Source organism: Neolewinella lacunae, assembly GCF_014349155.1.
GTDB lineage: Bacteria > Bacteroidota > Bacteroidia > Chitinophagales > Saprospiraceae > Neolewinella > Neolewinella lacunae.
On sequence record NZ_JACSIT010000095.1, the window covers coordinates 1 to 22,380 of the forward strand.

Annotated in this window: 15 protein-coding genes; 3 read left to right on the forward strand and 12 right to left on the reverse strand. The window is 56.3% G+C overall.

The genetic code is table 11. From position 1 onward, the window contains the following. Positions 1-171: 171 nt before the first annotated feature. Positions 172-1,812, reverse strand: coding sequence for an IS1182 family transposase (locus H9S92_RS08855; RefSeq protein WP_187464761.1), 1,641 nt, complete (start codon positions 1,810-1,812; stop codon positions 172-174). Positions 1,813-2,147: 335 nt separating this feature from the next. Here H9S92_RS08855 and H9S92_RS08860 point away from each other — a divergent pair, with 335 nt between their 5' ends. Next, positions 2,148-5,663 (forward strand): AsmA family protein, encoded by a 3,516-nt coding sequence (locus H9S92_RS08860; RefSeq protein ID WP_187466354.1) that lies wholly within the window; start codon positions 2,148-2,150, stop codon positions 5,661-5,663. Between the two features lie 76 nt (positions 5,664-5,739). Here H9S92_RS08860 and H9S92_RS08865 read toward each other — a convergent pair whose 3' ends face one another. The 11 genes from H9S92_RS08865 to H9S92_RS08915 form a co-directional block, all read right to left on the reverse strand. Then, positions 5,740-6,408, reverse strand: coding sequence for a hypothetical protein (locus H9S92_RS08865; RefSeq protein ID WP_187466355.1), 669 nt, complete (start codon positions 6,406-6,408; stop codon positions 5,740-5,742). Positions 6,409-6,578: 170 nt separating this feature from the next. After that, positions 6,579-9,107: a ribonucleoside-diphosphate reductase subunit alpha gene (locus H9S92_RS08870; protein WP_187466356.1), complete on the reverse strand. Its 2,529-nt coding sequence runs from the start codon at positions 9,105-9,107 to the stop codon at positions 6,579-6,581. A gap of 102 nt (positions 9,108-9,209) precedes the next feature. Further along, on the reverse strand, positions 9,210-10,070 hold the full coding sequence (dinD, locus tag H9S92_RS08875; RefSeq protein WP_187466357.1) for a DNA damage-inducible protein D: 861 nt from the start codon (positions 10,068-10,070) through the stop codon (positions 9,210-9,212). Positions 10,071-10,232: 162 nt separating this feature from the next. After that, complete coding sequence (locus tag H9S92_RS08880) at positions 10,233-10,604, reverse strand: four helix bundle protein (RefSeq protein WP_187466358.1); 372 nt, start codon at positions 10,602-10,604, stop codon at positions 10,233-10,235. An 86-nt stretch (positions 10,605-10,690) separates the two neighbouring features. Next, positions 10,691-11,668, reverse strand: a complete 978-nt coding sequence (locus H9S92_RS08885) for a ribonucleotide-diphosphate reductase subunit beta (protein ID WP_187466359.1) — start codon at positions 11,666-11,668, stop codon at positions 10,691-10,693. A 728-nt stretch (positions 11,669-12,396) separates the two neighbouring features. Then, a complete protein-coding gene (locus H9S92_RS22645; RefSeq protein WP_222936036.1) occupies positions 12,397-13,464 on the reverse strand; it encodes a T9SS type A sorting domain-containing protein in 1,068 nt (355 codons plus the stop codon). A 478-nt stretch (positions 13,465-13,942) separates the two neighbouring features. Further along, positions 13,943-14,773 carry a translation elongation factor Ts gene (gene tsf, locus H9S92_RS08895; protein WP_187466361.1) on the reverse strand — a complete coding sequence of 277 codons (831 nt, stop codon included), beginning with the start codon at positions 14,771-14,773 and terminating at the stop codon, positions 13,943-13,945. Positions 14,774-14,912: 139 nt separating this feature from the next. Further along, positions 14,913-15,671 (reverse strand): 30S ribosomal protein S2, encoded by a 759-nt coding sequence (gene rpsB, locus H9S92_RS08900; RefSeq protein WP_187466362.1) that lies wholly within the window; start codon positions 15,669-15,671, stop codon positions 14,913-14,915. 99 nt (positions 15,672-15,770) lie between these two features. Beyond that, on the reverse strand, positions 15,771-16,160 hold the full coding sequence (gene rpsI / locus H9S92_RS08905; protein WP_187466363.1) for a 30S ribosomal protein S9: 390 nt from the start codon (positions 16,158-16,160) through the stop codon (positions 15,771-15,773). A gap of 163 nt (positions 16,161-16,323) precedes the next feature. Next, complete coding sequence (rplM, locus tag H9S92_RS08910; RefSeq protein WP_187466364.1) at positions 16,324-16,764, reverse strand: 50S ribosomal protein L13; 441 nt, start codon at positions 16,762-16,764, stop codon at positions 16,324-16,326. Between the two features lie 178 nt (positions 16,765-16,942). Continuing rightward, positions 16,943-18,151 carry a sensor histidine kinase gene (locus H9S92_RS08915; protein WP_187466365.1) on the reverse strand — a complete coding sequence of 403 codons (1,209 nt, stop codon included), beginning with the start codon at positions 18,149-18,151 and terminating at the stop codon, positions 16,943-16,945. Between the two features lie 217 nt (positions 18,152-18,368). On the opposite strand from H9S92_RS08915, the gene H9S92_RS08920 reads away from it, so the two are divergent. Next, positions 18,369-18,809: a DUF1761 domain-containing protein gene (locus tag H9S92_RS08920; RefSeq protein ID WP_187466366.1), complete on the forward strand. Its 441-nt coding sequence runs from the start codon at positions 18,369-18,371 to the stop codon at positions 18,807-18,809. A gap of 189 nt (positions 18,810-18,998) precedes the next feature. Continuing rightward, positions 18,999-22,142, forward strand: coding sequence for a VPS10 domain-containing protein (locus tag H9S92_RS08925; protein WP_187466367.1), 3,144 nt, complete (start codon positions 18,999-19,001; stop codon positions 22,140-22,142). Positions 22,143-22,380: the final 238 nt, after the last annotated feature.

A 22,380-nucleotide genomic window follows, 5' to 3' on the forward strand; every position in this document is an offset into this window, starting at 1 on the left:
GGGGCCGTCTAAAAAGTCAGCCCCAAAGCTGTGGGGTGCGCCACGGTGGCTGTGCTGGTTGCGTTCTGACACATTTAAGAAAAAATATGTGTTCCTTTTTTGGGCCTCCCCACATGCTGGGTGGGCCTTCAGGGAGTTAAAAATGCCGTCTAGACGGATTTTTGGGCCGTTTTAGGTCATTTGGGCCCTTTGTACGACCGGAGTAAGCAGACTACGCCCTTGCTCAATCGATAATTTATGTAATCGACGAAGATTTGTGGCTATCGAAAGGAGGCCCATCTCAATGTTAACCCCCGTAAGTCCCTTTAGTGTAAACCGACGTCTTCCCAGATTGGCCTTCAAGTTGCCAAAGAAGCCCTCGACTTCTGCGTTACGGCGCAGGCACTTTGCTCTACCCTCTTTCGTGCTCAGACGAGCTCGGGCTTGCTGGCGATAGCTTTGACCTTTGTGGCTAATGGTTACCACTCGGTTGCCGTCTTGTTTATGACACATCCCGCGCAAGGGGCAGCCTATGCAATTGACGGCTTTGTACTTACTTGTTTCACGGATATACCCACTTGCTGTTTTCTCCTCTCCCTCTCCACAATACGTCATATGCTGACCCATGGGGCATATCAGCACATTTTGCTCTTCGTTATAGTATAACTGGCTTGGCGCAAATGGCGCTTTAAGTACTCCTTGCTCTTCCTTGTAATAGCCCGGGTATTTGAGGTAGGCTTCTATCTCCTTGCCCTCACAATAGCGATAGGCCTCTTCGTTGCCATACCCCGCATCGGCTGTAATGGCCTTGGGCAAGTTCAATCCGATTTGGCTTAAGATCGATTCGGTGTCTTCAAGATGAGGAATGAGGCAGGCCGCATCAGAAGGCGTCTGGTGCATTGTCCAGTTTACAACAAAGTGGTTTTCCGTTCCCACTTGAGCATTGTAGCCGGGTTTTAGCTCCCCGTTGCCCAAGTGGTCGTCTTTGGGCCTCATGAACGTAGCACCATGATCCGTTTTAGAGTAAGACGACCGATCTCCCAGTAATTCTTGCTGGCGCTCATATTCCTGGAGTTTGGGCAAGGACTTGCTCTCCAGGTTTTTCAGTTTTGTCTTTGCCTTTTTGACCTCTTTGGCTTCCTCCTTGGTGCTGGGGGACTGACTTTCTAAGGCTTTGTTGAGTCGATCAATCGTTTCTTGGACTGCTGCACTGTCGCTGAGTTTGTCCCCTTGATCATCCCCATCGGCAGCTTGCTCATCCTCTTTATCCGCTTTTTCACATAAAGCGTCAATCTGAGAAACGATCATCCCTATCTGGTCTAGCACCGACTTCTTGTAACGCTCAACGTTTGACTTCCAAACGAAGGTGTACCGGCCAGCTACTGACTCCAGTATAGTGCCATCTAAAAAGTAATCATCCAGCTTGACATAGCCTTGTTCATGTAAAGTCAACAAAACGTGGGCAAACACTTCCTTTACCCGGCCACCCATGCGGTGCTTGCGAAAGTTATTGATCGTATTGTGATCGGGAGTGGACATCCCACTTAGCCACATGTAGCACACGTTCTCATAGCAAGCCTTCTCAATCGAACGAGATGAGTACACCCGATCAGAATAGGCATAAACCAACACCTTAAGCAGCATCCGAGGAGAGTACGCGCTACTGCCACCTCCTAAATAGGTGCTTAGGATCGAATCAATGTTCATCCCATCTATAATCTGGCTGATCAGCCGCGCCTTATGATGAGGCGGTACCATGTCGGCAAGATGTGGAGGGAATAGCAAGCCTTGGTTCTGGAGGTCAGGCTTGAAAACTGCTCTTTTTGTGCTCATCGGCTACGGGGATGGGAACAGCCTCAAAATACTACTTTTTCGTATTTTGTACCAGAATGCCCCCCTAGTAGACTTTTTAGACGGCCCCAGTAGGGACAAAGGAGCAAGGGAGGTCATAAACGGACGGCCCTGGCTCCTTGTCCTGACTGAAGCCATCCCCCGCGGAGTCGGCCTAAAGCCGCAGCAATACCCGCCGGGATAAGGGGCGGGGCCTGCCATCCAGCGGGGTCGGGCTAAAGCCGCGACAATACCAGCCGGGGGGAAGACTGGGCGAACCCCGCTCCTCCCGCTCCTGTTTCAGGAAGTAAGGCCATTATCTTCACTCACCGTAAACTATGCTGAGAAAAGTCCTTCGCTGGTTTATCGTACTGAGTGGGTTGCTCATCCTGGCCCTGATCGGCCTGGGGATTGCCCTGGACCGCTACCTGCACTCTCAGGAGGAAAAACTTCTCCATGAGTATTTCCCAACGGCCGGACTGGAAGTAAGTGTACAGCGCGTAGATCTTACCATCTGGCGAAATTTCCCCCGCATTACCCTGGCCCTGGATAGCCTCACCATCCGTGATTCCACCAGCGTTGACTCCATGCCTCCCCTGGCCTGGGTCAAAGAACTGCGGGCGGAGATTTCGTTGCGGCGCATACTCCGGGATACGCTTGACTTTCGGCAGCTCGCCATCACCGACGCACAGTTGCACCTGCAAAGCGACACGGCCGGCCGCTTTAATGCGGGCTTTCTGTTACAGGATACGAGCAAGACGAAGCAAAAATCGGGAGGATTTATGGTCAACTGGGACGCGCTGGAGGTGGGCATGACCCGGGTGGGGCTGCACTACGAAAATCCGCCGCAACGCAAACTGATGGTGGGGCGGATAGTGCATTTGCAATCGACGGTACAGCGCTGCGGCCCCGGCACTGCCGAGTTTGCGGCGGAGACTACCCTTTCCATTGGGGGGATTGCCTTTAATACGGATGCGGGGAAGTATTTGGCAGATACCGACCTCAGCGGCCGCATCCACGCCAGCGTAAATCCTTTGGAATGGGTGATTTCTCCCACCCAGCTGACCATCGGGGAGCAGGAATTTACCGTTGCCGCCAACTTCCGGCGAACGGCGGGAGACACCAGCGTGATCCACCTCGCCAATGCCCGTACGGACTACGAGCTGACGCGGCAACTGTTGCACGATAGCCTGCAAATCAAGTTGGACAAGTATCGGGTTTTTGGGGAATTCCCCGTTGCTGCCCGCATTGCCACGAACCTCCAGCCGGGGGGTACCCCGGAAATTTCCGTGGATTTTGCGTTGCAGGGCCAGGACGTACAGCTGCTGGACTTTGTTTTTCAGGACGTTGAAGGCACTGGCACTTACCTCAACCGCCTGCCGGTGAGCGAGGGGGGGATTCCCGGTAGCCGTAAGAACCTGCGCATTACGGTGGATGATTTGCGGGCAACTTACCAGGGGGTGCGCATCACCTCGCCCCGGGCGGTGGTGGCGGCCAATGCCCGGGAACCCGTGCTACGAGCGCCGTTGCACCTGCAAGGGCCGGCCCAGGCCATCAGCACCTGGCTGAACAACCGCGACTTTTTCTTCGCCAGCGGTCAGTTTGTGCTGAAGACGGAGGTAGATGGGTCTTTGGACGACATGGCCGCCATGGTGCAGGAATCGGACGGAAAGCTTTGGCTCAACAACGTAGAAGTGCTTTACCAACCCGCCAGCATCCGTTTTCCTTTCAAGTCTTTGTACGTGGCGAAAACGGGGGATGCGGCGGAAGTAAAGCTGGAGAGTAAAGCCCTGGCTTCGGGCTTCACTTTTTCGCTGGACGGGGCGATCAACAACCTGCAACCCTTATTGGTAGATGGCCTGGACAGCGTACGGGTGGAGACCTCGGTTCGTCTGAATTCGCCACGGGCGGGCTGGACCGATTTCCTGGCCTACTTCGGGGCGGGGGGCTACCTGACCTCGGATGCGCCCGCCGAGCCCACCACCGGGCCTTCCGATACCTCAAACATTGCTGCCTTGAAGGCGGTACTCCTGGGCCTGGAAAACCGCTTCCACCCTACCGTTGATGCCCGGATTGATACTGTTCAGTATTACGATGTATTCACTTTGTACGATTTTTCCACGGGCCTCCATTTTGCGGGAAGTGCATTAGAGCTGGAACACACTTCGTTCCGGTGGGCGGGCAGCGACCTGGCCTTTGGTGCTTCGCTGGAGTTGGGCTTGCCGCTGGAGACCCCCTTTTCCGTCTTGGCCACTACGGAGCACCTCAACCTGAACCGGCTGCGGCCAGCCCTCAATTACTTTGGTCTTCGTTTGCCAGCAGGGCTCGACTCGCTGCCCGATGACCTCAACATCGACTTCGCCCACCAGGGGCGTATTGTCGATGCAGAAGGAATTAAAGCAGGCAGCAACGCGGGGCAGTTGATCTTCGACGACGGCAGCAACCAGCTTTTCAGGGGCAGCATGGACTATGCTCCGGGTCCCGCCGGCCTGCGCACGCAGCTTAAGCTCACGGGCGACCCCCACATCGTCAATGTACTGTTCGGGGCGGAGAACTTCTTTTTTGAGGGGGGGCGTTTTGATTTTGACCTGCAGCTGGAAGATACCCCGAGCGATCTGCGGGATTTACTTAAGACGGCAGACCTTAGCCTGGCGGTCAACGACAGCCGCGTGCGTTACGGGCCGACGGAAGCCAACATTCCCGTTCAGGCTTTTCGGGTAGCGATGGAAGAAAACCGGGCGGACTTCACACTGAACCTGCGTACCGACACTACCCAACGCGACATCTTTTTGGAGGGCAGTCTCGACCACCTGACCGCCTTCCTGGCTCCAGCATCCACCACCGAAAACTTTACGGTGCGGGCGGATGCCAGGGCGGGCACGCTGGCCTGGGCGGATGTGCGGGAGTTGCTGGGTACCGTTAGTCCGGAAGGCCAGACCACTTTCCCCGACTCCACCCGGGGCAGCCGCGCCGCAACGACCGCCGAAGGGGCTTTTCGCACCTTTCGCCCCGATTTGAGCCTGCGGATTGATACCTTCTGGGCCTACGGTGCTACCCCATTGGTGGACGTCCACGCTGGGCTGCACCTGCGGGACACTACGGAACTGATCTGGGAAAACACGGGCTTCCGCTACGGGGAAGGCACGGTGGCTTTTGACGGCACCTACGCCCTCGACGGAGAAAACCTTTCCCCTTTCACGATCAACTGGCGCATGGACCAGCTCGCCCTGCGGGAAATCTGGACGGAAGTGAAGGGCATACAGCAAAAAACTGCAGAGCCGCAGGGGGAGCTTGACGGAGGACTCTCCTTTTCGGGGAGTCTGGCGGGCCACGTCGACGAAGCCGCCCAAGAAGTGTTGCTGGATGATGCGGAAGGTGACCTCCACTTCGAGCTGCACGGACTGCAACTGGCGGGCTGGCCAGCCTTAGAGCGCTTCGGCAAAAAGGCGTTGATGGAGAAACGATTCGAGGAATTAGTGATTGCGCCGTTCAGCGTCCGGGTGGAGGTCAACGATGGACGGTTGGTGATACCACGGACGGAGATCCAGTCGACCGCACTCCAACTATTCGTCGAGGGGGAATACGACCTGGAAGAGGGTCCTGATCTGCTTATTTCGCTGCCCCTGCGCAACATCGGCCGGGGCGTATTGGACAATCCGCCGCCCCCCACCACCTACGCGCAGGCTGGTTGGAAGGTTTTCCTCGTTGCCACGCCGGGAGAAGAGGGAAAGATGAAGATGAAATTTCGCCTGGGCCGGCGGAAGTACCACCGTTTGCGGGGGGAGTTGGAGTTGTACAAGGCACTCAAGGCGCAGTGGCGGGCGGAGCGGAAGGCGGCTAGGGAGGGGGAGTAGGGAAGCTTCGCTGCAGGGGGGTGAGTTGAAGATCGACAATACCATCCAATCTGAATCCCGCGCCCAGCCTGAAGGGTTATTTCCCCGCAAACTGCTGAAGCAAGGCGGGGATTTTTACATCTGACAAAGTGACTCCTGAGCTGGTCATATTATTGCGCTCAAAGTGGTAGCGTTCTTCACTCGTGAGGCCCTCAGACTTATAGGTATGCCCAGTATAAAAGACGGGGATTTTGCTATCGCCTAAATCCCAGGTTATGACTGCGCCAATTGCCCTCAAGGCCGCAAGATTGTATTTGCTGATATCCGGCAGTAATTTCAAAGTGAATATATCCGTTACAATTAAGTGGACAGGGCAGTCTAATGCCATGGGGTTGCCACTTTGGAGGTACTTCGACTCTTTGTAAAATGTTACTACGCCTTCCATATCTTCCTGGGCATACTCCGTTTTCCAGGTCACCGTTGGTTCATTAAGGGCGTCAAGCTTGCTTACGGTATACTCTGTGAGGAGGAGCTTAACTTCCTTCCAAGTCGAATCCTTATCGTCGTATTCTTCCAAAAAATCCCCCCACCGAAAAACCTCTTCCGCTACTTGTACATTGCCGTTGGGATCCACTTTTTCAGTGTGTGACAAGCAAATAAAGTTATTGAAATTATCGAAATAAATGGTTCTGGAACGACAATCTTCCTCCCCTAATCCTCCAAGAGAGGAATAAATTAGCGTAATTGAAAGAGTGATTGTATCCATCTGTTCGGTTTATGGAGATTTGCGGGGTAATGAGGCAGGGTTGTAACCCGATATTATTGGCAGCTTTGCTGCAAGGTCGGGTTGAAACCCGACAGTACCAAAAACCCCTTCCAGTCCGAGAACTGGAAGGGGTGCCGAAATAAGTTTGGTCGTCCTTTCTTTCGGTGGTCTTAGGCGCTGCAGGCGATGCAATCGGGGTCATCGAGGCTGCAGGCTTTGCCTACTGCGGCGGTTTGCTCCTCGCTCAGTTCTTCGAAGCCTTTGGGGCCAGCGGGCTTTGCCTGGGCAGTAGCTGGGGCCACGGCGGGAATGGCTGCGGCTTGTACGGTTCCTTGCTCCGTTGTCCCGGTCCCTGGCACCTGCGTCCGCGCCCCTTGCTTTACCTCGCCGAAGCCTTCTTCGCTCTGGTTCTGGAGTTTGGGTTGCTCCACCACAGACTTATCGACGGTGAACTTGATGGCGTCGCGGGCGGCTTTGGTCCGGAGGTAGTACATGCCGGTTTTGAGCCCCTTTTGCCAGGCGTAGAAGTGCATGCTGGAGAGTTTGCCGAAGTTGACGTTCTCGACAAAGAGGTTCATCGATTGGCTTTGGCAGACGAAGGCACCGCGGTCGGCCGCCATATCGATGACGATCTTTTGGCTGATTTCCCAGACCGTTTTGTAGAGGTCGCGGAGGTACTGCGGCACGTCTTCGAACTCCTGGATGGAGCCGTTGCTGGCCATGAGGCGGTTGCGCATCGTGTTGTCCCACAAACCGAGCCCGATGAGGTCTTTGAGCAGGTGTTGGTTGATCACGACGAACTCTCCGGAAAGGGTGCGGCGGGTGTACATATTGGAGCTGTAGGGCTCGAAACATTCGTTGTTGCCCAGGATCTGGCTGGTGCTGGCGGTGGGCATGGGGGCTACGAGCAAGGAGTTGCGCATGCCGTACTGGGCGAGGTCTTTTTTGAGGCCGGCCCAGTCCCAGCGGTCGCTCGGGGTGACGCCCCAGAGGTCGAACTGCAGTAAGCCTTCGCTGGCGGGGGATCCGGGGTAAGACTGGTAGTGGCCGAGTTCTTTGGCCAGGGCGATGGATTCGCTGCAGGCGGCGAAGTACATGGCCTCGAAGATGTCTTTGTTGAGCTGTTTGGCCTCCGGCGAGTCGAAGGGCATCCGCATGAGGATGAAGGCATCGGCCAGGCCCTGCACGCCGAGGCCGATCGGGCGGTGCTTCATGTTGGAATTGCGCGCCTGCTCAATGGGGTAGTAATTGCGGTCAATTACCTTATTGAGGTTGCGGGTGACGACGCGGGTGACTTCCACGAGGCGGTCGAAATCGTAGGTTTTGTCTTCGCGGACGTACTTGGGCAGGGCCAGGCTGGCGAGGTTGCACACGGCCACCTCGTCGGGGCTGGTGAATTCCATGATTTCTGTGCACAAGTTAGAACTCCGAATCGTCCCCAAATTTTTCTGGTTGGATTTCTTGTTGGCGGCGTCTTTGTAGAGGATGTAGGGCGTTCCGGTTTCGATTTGGGAGTCGAGGATGGCAAACCAGAGGTCCTGGGCTTTGACGACGCGGCGGGCGCGGCCTTCGGCTTCGTACTGGTGGTAGAGGGCTTCAAATTCTCCGCCGTAGGCATCGAACAGTCCGGGGGCTTCGTTGGGGTCGAAGAGGCTCCACTGCCCGTCGGCCTTGACGCGTTCCATGAACAGGTCGTTCATCCACAGGGCGTAGAAGAGGTCGCGGGCGCGCATTTCTTCCTTGCCGTGGTTCTTCTTGAGTTCGAGGAATTCGAAGATGTCGGCGTGCCAGGGTTCGAGGTAAACGGCGAAGGCGCCTTTGCGCTTCCCGCCACCCTGGTCAACGTACCGGGCCGTATCATTGAATACTTTGAGCATGGGGACGATGCCGTTGGAGGTACCGCCGGTCCCTTTAATGTAGCTGCCCGTAGCGCGGACGTTGTGGATGCTCAGGCCAATACCGCCAGCCGATTGACTGATGCGGGCGCAGCGGCGGAGGGTCTCAAAAATTCCTTCGATGGAATCGTCGGTCATTGAAAGAAGAAAACAAGAGCTCATTTGCGGCTTCGGCGTCCCGGAATTGAACAGGGTCGGCGTAGCGTGAATGAACCACTTTTCGCTCATCAGCTGGTAGGTCTGGATGGCGCTCTGGATATCGTCGAGGTGGATGCCGACGGCCACGCGCATGAGCATTTGCTGGGGGCGTTCCACCACGGCACCGTCCATGCGCATCAGGTAGCTGCGTTCGAGGGTCTTGTAACCGAAGTAGTCAAACTCGAAGTCGCGGTCGTAGATGATGGCAGCATCGAGCTTGCGGGCGTACTTGCGGATCACGGCCATGGTCTCGTCGCCAATCAGGCCCGCCGGCTCGCCTGTTTTGGGGTCCAGGTAATTGTAAAGCCCCTCCATGGTGGCGGAGAAACTCTTATCCGTTTCCTTGTGCAGGTTGGAAATGGCGATGCGGGCGGCCAGCTGGGCGTAGTCCGGGTGGACGGTGCTCATCGAAGCGGCCGTTTCCGCCGCCAGGTTATCGAGCTCTACGGTCGTTACCCCGTCGTAAAGGCCCTGGATCACCTTTTTCGCTACGCTGATGTGGTCGACGAAGTTCTCGTCCAGCCCGTAGCACAGCTTCTTGATGCGGGCGGTGATTTTATCGAAGGAGACGTCTTCTCGGGCTCCTGATCTTTTGATGACTTGCATAGGTATGTTTTTTTGTTGGCGCGAAGCCGTTTTTTTTTATTTGCGCGGACGCAGGTGCTCCCCCCCGCCCCCCGAAGGGGGGAGAAGGGACGAGGAGCGAGGCTAGTCTGACTCCCCGCCGAGTTGCGTAGGCTTGGTGGGTCCTTTGTTAAGTTTCTTTAGTTCGTTGTCGTGGCGACGCTTAATTTTCTTGACGTCTTCCGCTGCTGGCAATTCTTCGGGCGTAACTCCGCGCTTAAGTAGCATTCCGCGAACGGCGGCGTTGTTGTCGATGTGCTCACGCCCGATGGCACTGTCGCCATGCAGGTCGTTTTCTACCACGTTGTGGCTGGTCAGTTCAGTGGCGAAGTCCTTACCCTTTATCAATAGGGTGGGTAAAAAATCGGCGAATGGCCTTTTAGCAGGAACGCCGAGTTTGTCCTTCATGCCAGAGGTCGTGTAGCCCCCAAACAAAGCCGCAGCACCCATTGAGCGGATGTTGGCAAAGCTCTTCTCGTTTACCCCACGATCAAATATCACCTTTGAAAGCGCTTTCTCCGATTTAGTAAGCTTCGGTCGGGCGGTCAAGCGGTCCACTTCCAAAAGTCGCTCCTCGATCAATTGCTGCTTGCGCGTTTGCAAGGCAAAATAAGTCTGGGCAAAAGCAATCTCGGTTTTGCCAGGGTCACCGTTCTGAGCGATGAGGTAACAGGCGTAGCGGGTCAGGGCGATATCTGTGATTGCTCTCTGCCCTCCCTTCCCATGCTCGATCAATTTGTTGACGTCAACAAATTGATCGGCAACCAACTGCCCAACGCCTTTACAAGCTTGTTTGGCTTTGTCAATAGCGTTGGTAAAATTGCGCCACTCAGTGTATTTCAGGAGCGTTTGCAGCTCCCGTGCGTACCAATACTCCACCCCATCCCGCTCGTGCCGGAGGTCCTCAAAAGACTTAAAGAGTGTGGTGGTTATAGTTGTTTTCATGGCCGGTTGAGTTCTTGATTGGCGATTGGCGATTATTGATTGGCGATTCTTAGTTGGCGATTATTGATTGGCGATTCTTGGTTGGCGATTATTGATTGGCGATTCTTGGTTGGCGATTATTGATTGGCGATTCTTAGTTGGCGATTATTGATTGATAATTGATCATTTTTTTGGTTTAGCATCAATTGATCGGATGGCGGTTACGAAAATACTTATGAGTTGATTGCTTTCGTCTATGACTCCAGAAACATCTTGGGCATCCAAGAGCGAAGATTTTCCGATAATGCGAAGATTGATGTGTGTTTCTCTTAGTTCTTTCAAGACAATGGCCATCTTGTGTCGAAAATCTTTCTCCGATTCTGATACTCTAGCTTCTCCATAGTTCAGGGCTGGTGAGCTACCGGACCTAATAATTTGGCTAGCAAAGTGCTGACCTGCGTAGTTTTTTGGTAAAGCATTGGCCACTTTCAAAATGCGCACGGCAAAGACGATTAGTCTTTCCTCCAACTCTTGGGCTCTTTCATTTGGAGTCATTGTATGCTATTTTAAACTGCGGCAGCAAATCAGTCTTCGCCAATCGCCAATCAATAATCGCCAATAAAGAATCAATAATCGCCAATCTAAAAATCCTCGTCGAGCGAGAACGTCTGCTTGCTCTGGTCCGCCGTAACGCCCGCTTTCTGGTATTCCGCCACCCGCTTTTCGAAGAAGTTGGTTTTGCCCTGCAGGTTGATCATGTCCATCCAGGGGAAGGGGTTTTCCACGTTCCAGACCTTCGCTTCGCCCAGTTCGGCGAGGAGGCGGTCGGCCACGAATTCAATGTACTGGCACATCATTTCGGCGTTCATCCCGATGAGGTTGACGGGCAGGGAATCGGAGACGAACTCTTTTTCGATGGCCACCGCGTCCTTGATGATCTCGGTGATCACCCCGGGTGCCAGTTTATTAACGATGTGCTGGGTATAGAGCAGGCAGGCGAAGTCGCAGTGCATGCCTTCGTCGCGGCTGATCAGTTCGTTGGAAAAGGTCAGCCCGGGCATCAGACCCCGCTTCTTGAGCCAGAAGATGGAGCAGAAGGAGCCCGAGAAGAAAATCCCTTCCACGGCCGCAAAGGCAATCAGGCGCTCGGCGAAGCTGCCATTGTCGATCCAGCGTAGTGCCCATTCGGCCTTGCGCTTCACGCAGGGCATCGTTTCGATGGCGTTGAAGAGGTAGTCTTTCTCCGCCGGATCGCTGATGTAGGTATCGATGAGCAGAGAATAAGTCTCCGAGTGGATGTTCTCCATCATGATCTGGAACCCGTAGAAGAACTTGGCTTCGGTGTACTGCACTTCAGCGACGAAGTTTTCGGCCAGGTTCTCGTTCACAATGCCGTCGGAAGCGGCAAAAAAGGCCAGGACGTGCTTAATGAAGTGGCGCTCGTTGTCGTTGAGCTTGTGGTTCCAGTCGTTGAGGTCGGCACTGAGGTCAATTTCCTCGGCGGTCCAGAAGCTGGCTTCCGTGTCTTTGTAAAATTTCCAGATGTCGTCGTGTTCAATGGGGAAGAGGACGAAACGGCCGTCGTTGGGGGCGAGGATAGGTTCTATCGTGGCGTTCATTGGTAGTAGCGGATAACTTGATGATGATTAAAGGAAGGGATGGTTCGGGTTTGTGGTGGCCGACAGCTGCCCACTCACTTCCCGGCCGGAGCCCGGGGAAGAAAGGAGGGCATAAAATCGCTTGTCGTCCTTGTGTGGATAGGTACCCAAGACAAGTCCTTGGCAGGACGGCCCCAGGCTTTCCCAGGCGGCATGCGTCTGCGGGGAGTGCATGCCGCCTGGGCCTAAGTGGTATCAGTAAGCCGGCGGTACGGAAGGAGAAACGTCTAACAATTCGTTGTTTTCCATCGTACAATGGCTAAGGTAATGGGCGAAAGCACTATTCCCGGGAATAAGTTTTCCACATTGTGTGGATAAAATAAAGCAAATGGCTGAAAATCAGCAAATTAACATCTTTCTTCTTTTATCCACATTGTGGAAAATTGTGGATAAATGTGGAAAACTCTGTAATAACGGGTGAAAAACAGCCCCTGAAGCCAACTACGCGCTCCAAAGCCTCTCGGGGAACGGTAGCTATTTACGAGGGATCGGTACAATTTATTCTTTTCCAACAACTTGGGTGATCATTGGGCAGCGGGGTTGGAAAGGCCGTTGTCCTCCGGTTTACTGGGAACAAAAAGGGCGCGGGACGTCGGTCCATCGCTCTTTAGCAAGAAGAGCATTGCACCTGCGTCCCGCGCCCTAAACATTACGCAATGAGCCTTGGGCCCTACTCGAAAGGCATGCGCTTAGCGCAGCAAGCGCCGGACCAGCGTTCCTTCGGGCCCCACGATCCGCACCAGGTAAGCGCCTTTTTTTTGCTGGGCCAGGTCGATGCTTACGGTGTGCAGTCCCGCCGCCAATGCGAAGCGGTTTTCCAGCACCCGGCGGCCAGCAGCGTCGAAGACCGTAAGTTCCCATTCACCGTCCTGGTCTGCACTGAGGTCAATCCAGCTCTGGCCCGTAACCGTGGGGTTGGGATAAAACCGGGCCTCCCGGGCGGGCAACCCGCCTTCCTGCATCTTTACGAAAACGAGGTCGGAGTAAGTGAAACTGCCATCAAAGTCTTCCTGCCGCAGGCGGTAGTAATAATCCTGGCCAGCCACCACTTCCGTATCGGTGTAGGTGTATTCCGTGGTACGGGCCGCTTCACCAGCTCCGCTAACCCAGCCGATCTCGCGGAACTGCCGTCCGTCTTCGCTCCGTTCCACCCCGAAGCCCCGGTTATCGGTCTCTTCGGCGGTTTCCCAGTGTAGCCGGACGTCGTTCTTATCCTGCCGGGCGCTGAAGGTGGTGAATTCCACGGGCAAGACGGTGCCGGAGGAGAAGTTGATGTTGTCAAAGGCAACTTCTTCCGTGGCATTATTGAAATCGACCACAATGACCAATGTCACATCACACTGGAGGTAAGCGTTCAGGTTTTGGTTGATGGTGTTCCAGCGCTGGTCTAAGATGTCGTCTAGGTCCGTTTCCGCGCCCCCGTCGCCGTCGGCGTTGAGCAAAACGAGGGTCGTCGCCCCTGCACAACCCGTAATTTCCAGGGTGATTTGGAGCCGGTCGTTTCCTCCCGCATCTGATGCGAAGTTACCGTCGAGAATGTAGTCCATGCTAAAATTGGCCCCCGCGGCGGGGTTCAGCCGTATGGGGGCGAAACGTAGGGTGACTTCCCCGTCCGTATCTTCCATGATGTAGGCCTGGTTACCCTCAGTTGGTGGCATTCCCAGTTCATCGGCCACGGTTAAGTTCCCGGCGTAGCCAAAAAGGTCACCGTCCGCCAAACCAGTGCCATCCGTCCGGGTGGGCCGGAAAGAGGCCACGAAGCCCATTGTGGAGCCCGAGGTAGGGGAACTGACCGGAATTCCGCCCGCATTCTGTAACACGTGCGGCGTCAAAGGAGAATCAGGATCAGTATACCTGCAGGTAGTATTCGTACAGGTCTGGGTAGTGGAGAGATTTTCAAATCCCATGGATCCTTGGGCAGCAAGGCGGCCAAAAACGGAGGAGATTAGCAGGGCAAAGCAAAGGCAGTTGAAGTATTTCATGGTAGGGGGGAATATGGACAACTAAAATTACGCCCCGAACCCGGCCCGTGCCCGAGTTAGTAACCAAAATCCGTAAAAACCCTTTGTTAAAGCGTAGAAATACCCCCTCCGGGGTGGGCCATTGCGCCTAACAAGACCTTCTCTGCACCTGCGGCCGCGCCATTTCCCCAAAACAAACCAGCCCCCGCAGCACGGTCTGGCTGCGGGGGCTGGAACAGAGCGACCTCCTTTCCGGGGAGGTGACGCGGGCTAATTACACGAGGGCGACGTGCTTGAAGCCCGTGGCCTTAAGGCCCTTCTCGGTGTTGTTCAGGTATTCGGCTACCGTCACTTTGTTGTCCTTTACGAACTGCTGGTTGACGAGCGTCATTTCCTTGTAGAACTTGTTGAGTTTGCCCATGGCAATTTTCTCCACCATTTCTTCGGGCTTGCCTTCCTGGCGGGCCAGGTCTTTACCGATTTCGATTTCGGTGGCGATGGTCTTGGCATCTACGCCAGCCTCATCGAGGGCGATGGGCTTCATGGCGGCTACCTGCATGGCTACGTCGCGGCCTGCTTCGTAGGCGGCGCTGGAGTTGGCGCTCAGGCCCACCAGTACCCCGGCGCGGTTGCCCATGTGGATGTACTCGGCGACCAGTGGCGCTTCCACTTGCTCGTAGGCCGTCACGTTAATCTTTTCGTTGATTTTGCCGACCATCTCGGTCACTTTGTCCTGGATGGTGAGGCTACCTTCCATGGGCAGGGCCAGCAGGGCCTCGAGGTTTGCCGGGCGGTGGGCCAGGGCAATCCCGGCAACCTGGTGGGCAAAGCTTACAAAGTCCTCGTTCTTGGATACGAAGTCGGTCTCGGAGCTCAGGCGAATAACCACGCCGTAGGTCTTATCGGCGTTGATTTTCGCGATTACGGCACCTTCGTTGGCCTCGCGGTCGTCGCGCTTGGCGGCAACCTTCTCACCGCGCTTGCGGAGTACTTCGATGGCTTTTTCGAAATCGCCTCCGGCCTCAGCCAGCGCTTTCTTGCAGTCCATCATGCCGGAACCAGTCATGTCCCGGAGTTTCTTTACGTCTTGGGCGGAAATTTCCATTGCGCAACTATATTTTTGGTTTGGTTAAATTCTGGGGTTGCTGCCCCGTGGCGGATGCCTGGAGGCAGCACAGCAATGGCTTACCGGTTACGAAGCAGGCGCTTGCCCCTTCGTAACCGGTAAGCGATTGGATGGGCAATTACTCGGCAGCCGGTGCTTCTTCGGAAGCAGGAGCTTCAGCACCTACGGCTTTGGCACTGCTTTTCTCGTTTTGCTCGGCCAGGCCCTGCTTGATGCAATCCGTCAGGTAATTGATCACAATGCGGATGGATTTGCTGGCGTCGTCGTTGCCGGGGATGGGGTAGTCTACGCTGGTGGGGTCGGCGTTGGTATCAACAATGCCGAAGGTGCGCATGCTCAGTTTCTTGGCTTCGGCCACGGCGAGGTGCTCGTGTACGATGTCCACCACGAAGATGGCGTTGGGGATGCGGCCCATGTCGGCAATACCACCCAATACTTTGTTCATCTTTTCGTGCTCGCGCGTCAGCGTCAGGCGCTCCTTCTTGGTCACGCTGTCCAGCGTACCGTCCTGCAGCATGCGCTCGATGTTTTGCATCTTGCGGATCGAGCGGCGGATGGTGTTGAAGTTTGTGAGCATACCACCCTGCCACCGGTCGGTGACGTAGGGCATGTTTACTTCCGCAGCGGCGCTGGTGATGATGTCGCGGGCCTGCTTTTTGGTGGCAACGAAGAGGATTTTCTTCCCCGCACGGGCAATCTGCCGCATGGCGTTGCCGGCGCGCTCCATGTTTTCGAGCGTGCTGTTGAGGTCAATCAGGTGAATGCCGTTCTTTTCGCCGAAGATGTAATTGGCCATCTTGGGGTTCCACTTGCGGCGGAGGTGGCCGAAGTGGACACCAGCGTCGAGCAGCTCCTGGTGGGTGGGCTTAGTAGCCATGTTGTTGTTGTATTATTGGTCTTAGCCGCTTGGGGGGCCAGACTTGGATTAGTGAATGGGTTACGCGCGGGCCAGGCGAAGTACCAGGCCGCCAGCTGCTTAGCGCTTGGAGAACTGGAAGCTCTTGCGCGCCTTGGGCTTACCGTACTTCTTACGCTCCACCACGCGGGCGTCACGCGTCAGCATCTTTTGCTGCTTGAGGGGGCTGCGGAAGTCTTCGTTGAGCTTCACCAGCGCACGGCTGATGCCCATCCGGATGGCTTCAGACTGGCCCTTGATGCCACCACCGTCTACGTTGACGTTGATGTCGTAAATGGCGTTGTCCACACCAATGATGTGGAAAGGCTGGGTCACGGCGGGCTGGATGTGTACCTGCGGGAAGTACTGCTTGTAGTCCTTGCCGTTGATCGTGATATTGCCAGTTCCCTGGGTCAGGTAGACGCGGGCAACCGAAGCTTTGCGTCGCCCAATGGCATTAATTTGTTCCATATTTTTTTTGTTGAACGCCCGCCTTCAACCCGGAAGCTGGGGAGGGACATTTTTTGGGCGCGGACGCAGGTGCGGAGGAAAGAACGAAGCAAGCAGGGCTTGTCTTCAGCGGCGGGCTACCTCACAGCAGCCTCTCTTCCCAAAGACCTGGGCACGCGGGCAATTATTTGATTTCCTCGGGCTTTTGGGCGCTGTGCGGGTGCTCAGGTCCGGCGTAGAGGTGAAGTTTTTTGATCTGGGCGCGGCCGAGTTTCGTCTTGGGCAACATGCCACGGATGGCCATTTCCAGCACCCGCTCCGGCTTCTTCGCGAAAAGGTCGCGGGGCGTGGCCTTGCGCTGTCCACCGGGGTAACCCGTGTAGCGCAGGTAAACCTTGTCCGTAAGTTTCTCTCCCGTAAACCGAACGAGGTCGGCGTTGATGATGATTACGTTGTCGCCATTATCGAAATGGGGAGTAAAATCGGGCTTGCTCTTACCGCGCAGAATAGAGGCCACTTTGCTGGCCAGACGACCGACTACCTCACCTTCCGCGTCAATGACAAACCACTTGCGCTCTACGCTTGCGGCATTGGCCGACTTCGTCTTGTAGCTTAGTGTATCCACTGAAATGCTTGATTTTGTTTGCGTTATCGCCCGGGTCCATCACCCCCCGAACGGAGGCATTTCCCTAAGCGGCTGCAAAGGTAAATGACGGTACTTTCTGAAACAAGCATTTCATCGGGTATTTTCTTACCCCTACCCTTGTAACTCACTGAAAAACAGTTAAAATTTCGCATCCCCGCTATTCCGCGTCGCGCAGGGTGAAGGAAAAGGTGGTCCCCTCCCCCACTACTGAGCTGACCTTCACCTCGCCCCCCAGCTCACTCACGAGCCGCTGCACGATGGTGAGCCCCACCCCGTGGTGTTCTCCTTCACGGGTGTTGCCCGTGGTGTAAAAGAGGTCGAAAACAGACTTCAGCAGTTTTTCCGGAATCCCGACGCCCTGATCCGCCACCGTAAAGTGGTACGCCAGGTCGGTCCGGCGGCAATCTACCGTTACCGCGCACGGCGCTTCGGGGCGGCGGAACTTCACGGCGTTGCCAATCAGGTTCTGAAGGATTTGCAGCAGCGCAATCCGAGAAGTGCGGATTTTCTCCACTTCGCCCACGTAGCACAAAGTCACCCCTTCGCTCAGACCCACCTGTTCTCCGGCGTGGGCCACCAGTTCCGGCAAGTCCACCTCCCCAACGGAATCGAGCAAGCCCCGCGTCGCCCGGCTGTAGCGCAGTACGCCGTTGACCAGGTTGCGGGCGTCGTAGGCGCGGCTGGTGATGATCTCCAGGAGTTTCTTTTCGTCTTCACCGAGCTTATCCCCCAGGTCTTCTTCCAACAGCGTACAGGCCTGCATGATGTTGCGCAACGGCGCTTTGAGGTCGTGGGCAATGATGTAGCTGAAGTCGGTCAGTTCCCGGTAGGCGGTTACGCGTTGCTTGAGCAATTCCTTGCTTTGCTGGGCGGTTTGCCGAAGTTCGATCAATTTCCAGGCCTGCCGGCTGAGTTTGCGCAGTACCTCCACTTGTTCCTCGCTGAGTGTCCTGGGCTGGAGATCAATGACGCAGATCGTCCCCAGCGCAAAGCCATCGTCAGAAACAATCGGCACCCCGGCGTAGAATACGGCGTGGGGATCTTCCGCCACAAAGGGGTTATCGGCAAAACGGGGGTCTTTGCGCATGTCTTCCACCACCGTCGGCTGCGTTGGATCCAGAATGGTGTGCGCGCAAAAGGCAATCTCCCGCGGCGTTTGCCTTAAGTTGGGGTCAATGCCCCGGGTGGACTTGTACCACTGCCGCTCCTGGTCAATGAAGCTGATCATCGAGACCGGCGCGCCACAGACGGCCGAAGCCACGTAAGTCAAATCGTCGTACTCCTCTTCGGTAAGACTATCCAGAATATTGTATGACCGTAGCTTGGCCAGTCTCTCGGCCTCATTTGGCGGCAATGGTGCAATCATGAAGGTAATTTAGGGGCTTGCTCAAAAGCGTACCCGTATAGAACAAGATGGACGAAGGTAAAGATGACCGGGAAACGCACCAAGTACAGGAGGCCCGCAAGCCGAGGCCAAAATACATACACCCTCATTAAAGACAAATGAAAATAAATATGCGTTATTCCTTGCAAAAACCAAACATAACGACGCAAATTTACAAAAAATCAAACACATTTGCGTTATGAACATTAAGATCAACTGGCTGGCCATTTTGGTTTCCACCCTTGCGGGAATGACCATTGGATTTCTTTTCTACGGTTTCCTCTTCCTCGAAGCCTGGCAGGTGGCCGTTGGCCTGGCTACCCCGGACAATGTGAACTTCACCAAGTACGGCAACCCGATCATCCTCGACCCCGTCACCCCCATGATCATCAATACCCTGCTGATGGTTGCCTATGGCGTGTTTATGACCTGGCTGACCGGGCAGACGGGCCGTACCAGCGCCGCCGGCGGAGCCTCCCTGGGTGCCCTCATTGGCCTCCTCATTGCCGCCTCCTCGGCGGTAGGGAATATGTTTGCCGTAGAACCTACCATGCTTAGCGTCATTGACGGTGCCTATCACCTCGTACTCTTCACCGTCATCGGTGCCATCGTCGGCGGCTGGCGAAAGCGCCGGGCGTAACTTACTCGTTTTTTTCCCTTCTCCCCTTACTCGCACGCGAGTACCCCAGGAATTCGATTCAATCCCTGCCGGGGTCAGGGTAGGCGGGTCGCGAGAGGGAGATTGCTTCCCCCTTCCTCCTTTCCCCCCTATACTCCTTTCCTCCTTTACTCCTTTATATTCTATCTTGGCTGGCAAATTGAGATCCGGATGAAACACTACCTGCCAACCTGCCTGCTGATCCTGGCGGCCACCCTTTCCCTTCTCGCCCAGCCGGCGGAGCCGCAGACGCTGGACGAAGCCTACTCCGGTCTGGCCTTTCGGAACATTGGTCCGTTCCGGGGAGGGCGGACCAACGCCGTCACCGGTGTCCCCGGCAACCCGCTGCGCTACTACTTCGGCGGCGTGGGCGGCGGCGTATGGCAAACCGATGACGCGGGCCAGAGCTGGTTCAACATCACCGACGGCCAGCTCAATACCAGCTCCGTTGGCGCCATCGCCGTGGCACCCAGCGACCCTAACGTGCTCTACCTCGGCACGGGCGAGCACGCCGTCCGGGGCGTCATGACCTCGGCGGGAGACGGCGTCTACAAATCGACCGACGCCGGCAAGACCTGGACCCATCTGGGCCTGGAAGACAGCCGCCACATCGCCGAGATTCGCGTGCATCCCCGTGACCCCGACCTGGTCTACGTCGCCGTCCAGGGTGCCCTCCACGGCGACAGCGAAACCCGGGGCGTCTACCGCAGCAAAGACGGCGGTGAAAACTGGGAACGCATCCTATATTATGACAATACCACGGGTGCCGCCGACCTCAGCCTTGACCCCTCCAACCCCCGCATCCTTTACGCCGGAATGTGGGAACACCGCCGCTTCCCCTGGGCCGTCAAAAGCGGTGGCCCCGGCAGCGGACTCTACAAATCTACCGATGGTGGCGACACCTGGAAGCGCCTCACCGCAGGGCTCCCCGATACCCTTGGCAAAGTCGCTATCGACGTCAGCCCCGCCAACCCCAACCGCGTTTTCGCCAACCTCGAAGCTGCTGGCGACCAGGGCGGCGTCTACCGTTCCGACGACGCCGGGGCCACCTGGACCCAGGTCTCCAGCGACCGCGTCACCGTGGCCCGCGCCTGGTACTACATTGAAATCTTTGCCGACCCTGGCAACGAGAACACCGTTTACGTCCTCAACGCCCCCATGCTCAAGTCCATCGACGGCGGTAAAAGCTTCCGCTCCATCGATAACCCCCACTCCGACCAACACGACCTGTGGATCAACCCCGCCAACCCCCAGAACCTCATTCTGGGCAACGATGGGGGTGCCTGCATCTCCTTCAACGGCGGGCAAAGCTGGAGCACCCAGCAAAACCAACCCACCGCCCAGTTTTACCGCGTGATCACCGACGAGCAATTCCCCTACCACGTCTACGCGGGTCAACAGGACAATTCTGCCGTCGATATTGTCAGCCGCACCCGGGGCGGGGGCATCGGCTGGAAAGACTGGAAAGCAACCGCTGGCGGCGAAAGTGCCTTCCTGGCCTTCGACCCCAAGAACCCCCGCTACGTCTACGGCGGCAGCTACCAAGGCAACATTTCAGTGTATGACAATGCCACCGGGGCGGAAAAAGACATCATGGCCTACCCCGTCACCGGCCTGGCTACCCTGGCCAAAAACATGCGCTACCGCTTCAATTGGAATGCCCCCATCGTGGCCCAGCCCCAGGATCCCAGCGTCCTCTACCACGCCGCCAACGTAGTCCTGCGCTCTACCAACGGCGGCGACACGTGGACGGCCATCAGCCAGGACCTCACCCGCAACGACCCCAGCAAACAAGAAGCGGGCGGTTTCCCCTTCACCAACGAAGGCGCGGGCGGAGAAAATTACAATACCATCACCTACCTCGTTGCTTCCCCCCACCGGGCCGGAGACCTCTGGGTGGGCACTGACGACGGCATGGTGTGGCGCACCCAGAACGAGGGACAGGAATGGCAAAACATCACCCCCAAAGGACTGGGGGAAGTACTGATCAACGCCATCGAAGTGTCTCCCCACGACCCCGCCACCGCCTACCTGGCCGTCACGGGCTACAAGTTCAACGACTTCCGGCCCAATGTCTACATCACCACCAACGGCGGGAAAACCTGGACCAACAGCACTGCCGGCATCGCCCCGGAGTCTTTCGTCCGCGTCGTGCGCGAAGACCCCAAACGCAAAGGCCTGCTCTACGCTGGCACCGAACACGGCCTCTACGTCTCCCTCAACGGTGGCAAAAACTGGGAGCCTTGGCAACTCAACCTTCCTAATACCCCAGTTCTGGACCTTACCATCCGCGACAATGACCTGGTAGTGGCCACCGGCGGACGGGCCTTCTGGATTCTCGATGACCTCAGCGCCCTCCAGCAGGCGGGTGCCCCCGGTAATAACCTTATGCTGGTCGCTCCTAAACCCACTTACCGCTACAACCTTGCTACGCCCAGCGCCCCCGACGCCGGAGAGGGTGCCAACCCCGCCAGTGGCATCAGTTTCGACTACTACCTCCCCGCTGAACTGGATACCGCCCAACTCCAAATCGACATCCTCGACGCCAGCGGATCAGTCGTCCGTAGCTACACTAACCAGGAGGTTGCGACCAAAAGCTGGCTCGGTGGCCCACCCCCCGCCAAGGTCCTACCCTCCAACCGGGGCATGAACCGCTTCAACTGGGACCTCCGCCGCAGCCAACTGCCCGCCGTCGAAGGCGTCTTTATCCTGGGGGATTATCGCGGTAGCCTCGTCCCGCCCGGCACCTACACCATTCGCCTGACCACGCCCGAAAGCACCCACGAAGTCAAAGCCGAACTCCTCCCCGATCCCTCCCTCGAGGCCGGGGCTGAGGAATACGCCGCTCAGCAAGCCTTACTTCTGCCCATTGAGGCAACGGTGAAGGACATCCACCAGTCGGTCAACCGCATGCGCAAAGTCAAAACCCAACTGCAAAGCCTCGATGTCCTCCTTCAGGGCCGCCCCGAAACTGAACCCCTCCTGGAATCCGGCCAACGCATCATCGAGCAGATCACCGAATGGGAAGAAAGCCTCATCCAGCCCCGGCAAAAAACCTTCCAGGACGTCATCAATTTCCCCAACCAACTGACGGCAGAGCTGATGGACCTCAAAAGCCGCGTCGACGGTGCAGTGCCCAGCGCCACCACCGGAGCCCGGCAGCGCCTTACCGACCTGAAAGCCGAATGGGCCAGGTACCAGGCCATCCTGAGCGACATCGTCAACCGCCAGATCGGCGACTACAATAACCAGTACAAATCCCTCGGCTTACCCGCCCTGATCATCCCCACCACCGGCGAGGACGGCGCAAAGTAGGCGCGGACGCAGGTGCACAGCATGGACAAGGAGCAAGGGAGCGACGTTCCCGTCCATTGGTAACTTATGATTAAGAATTAGCAATATAAATGGCCGCTGATTATCAGACGATTAGGTCATTAAGTTCGGTAATTTTGTAGTTCGGTAGTGAGGGCATCACTCACTACCGAACTACAAAACTGCCTTCTGACGGCCTTTAAGTATCAATTAGTTGTGGTTATTGCCAGTAGGGTGTTAC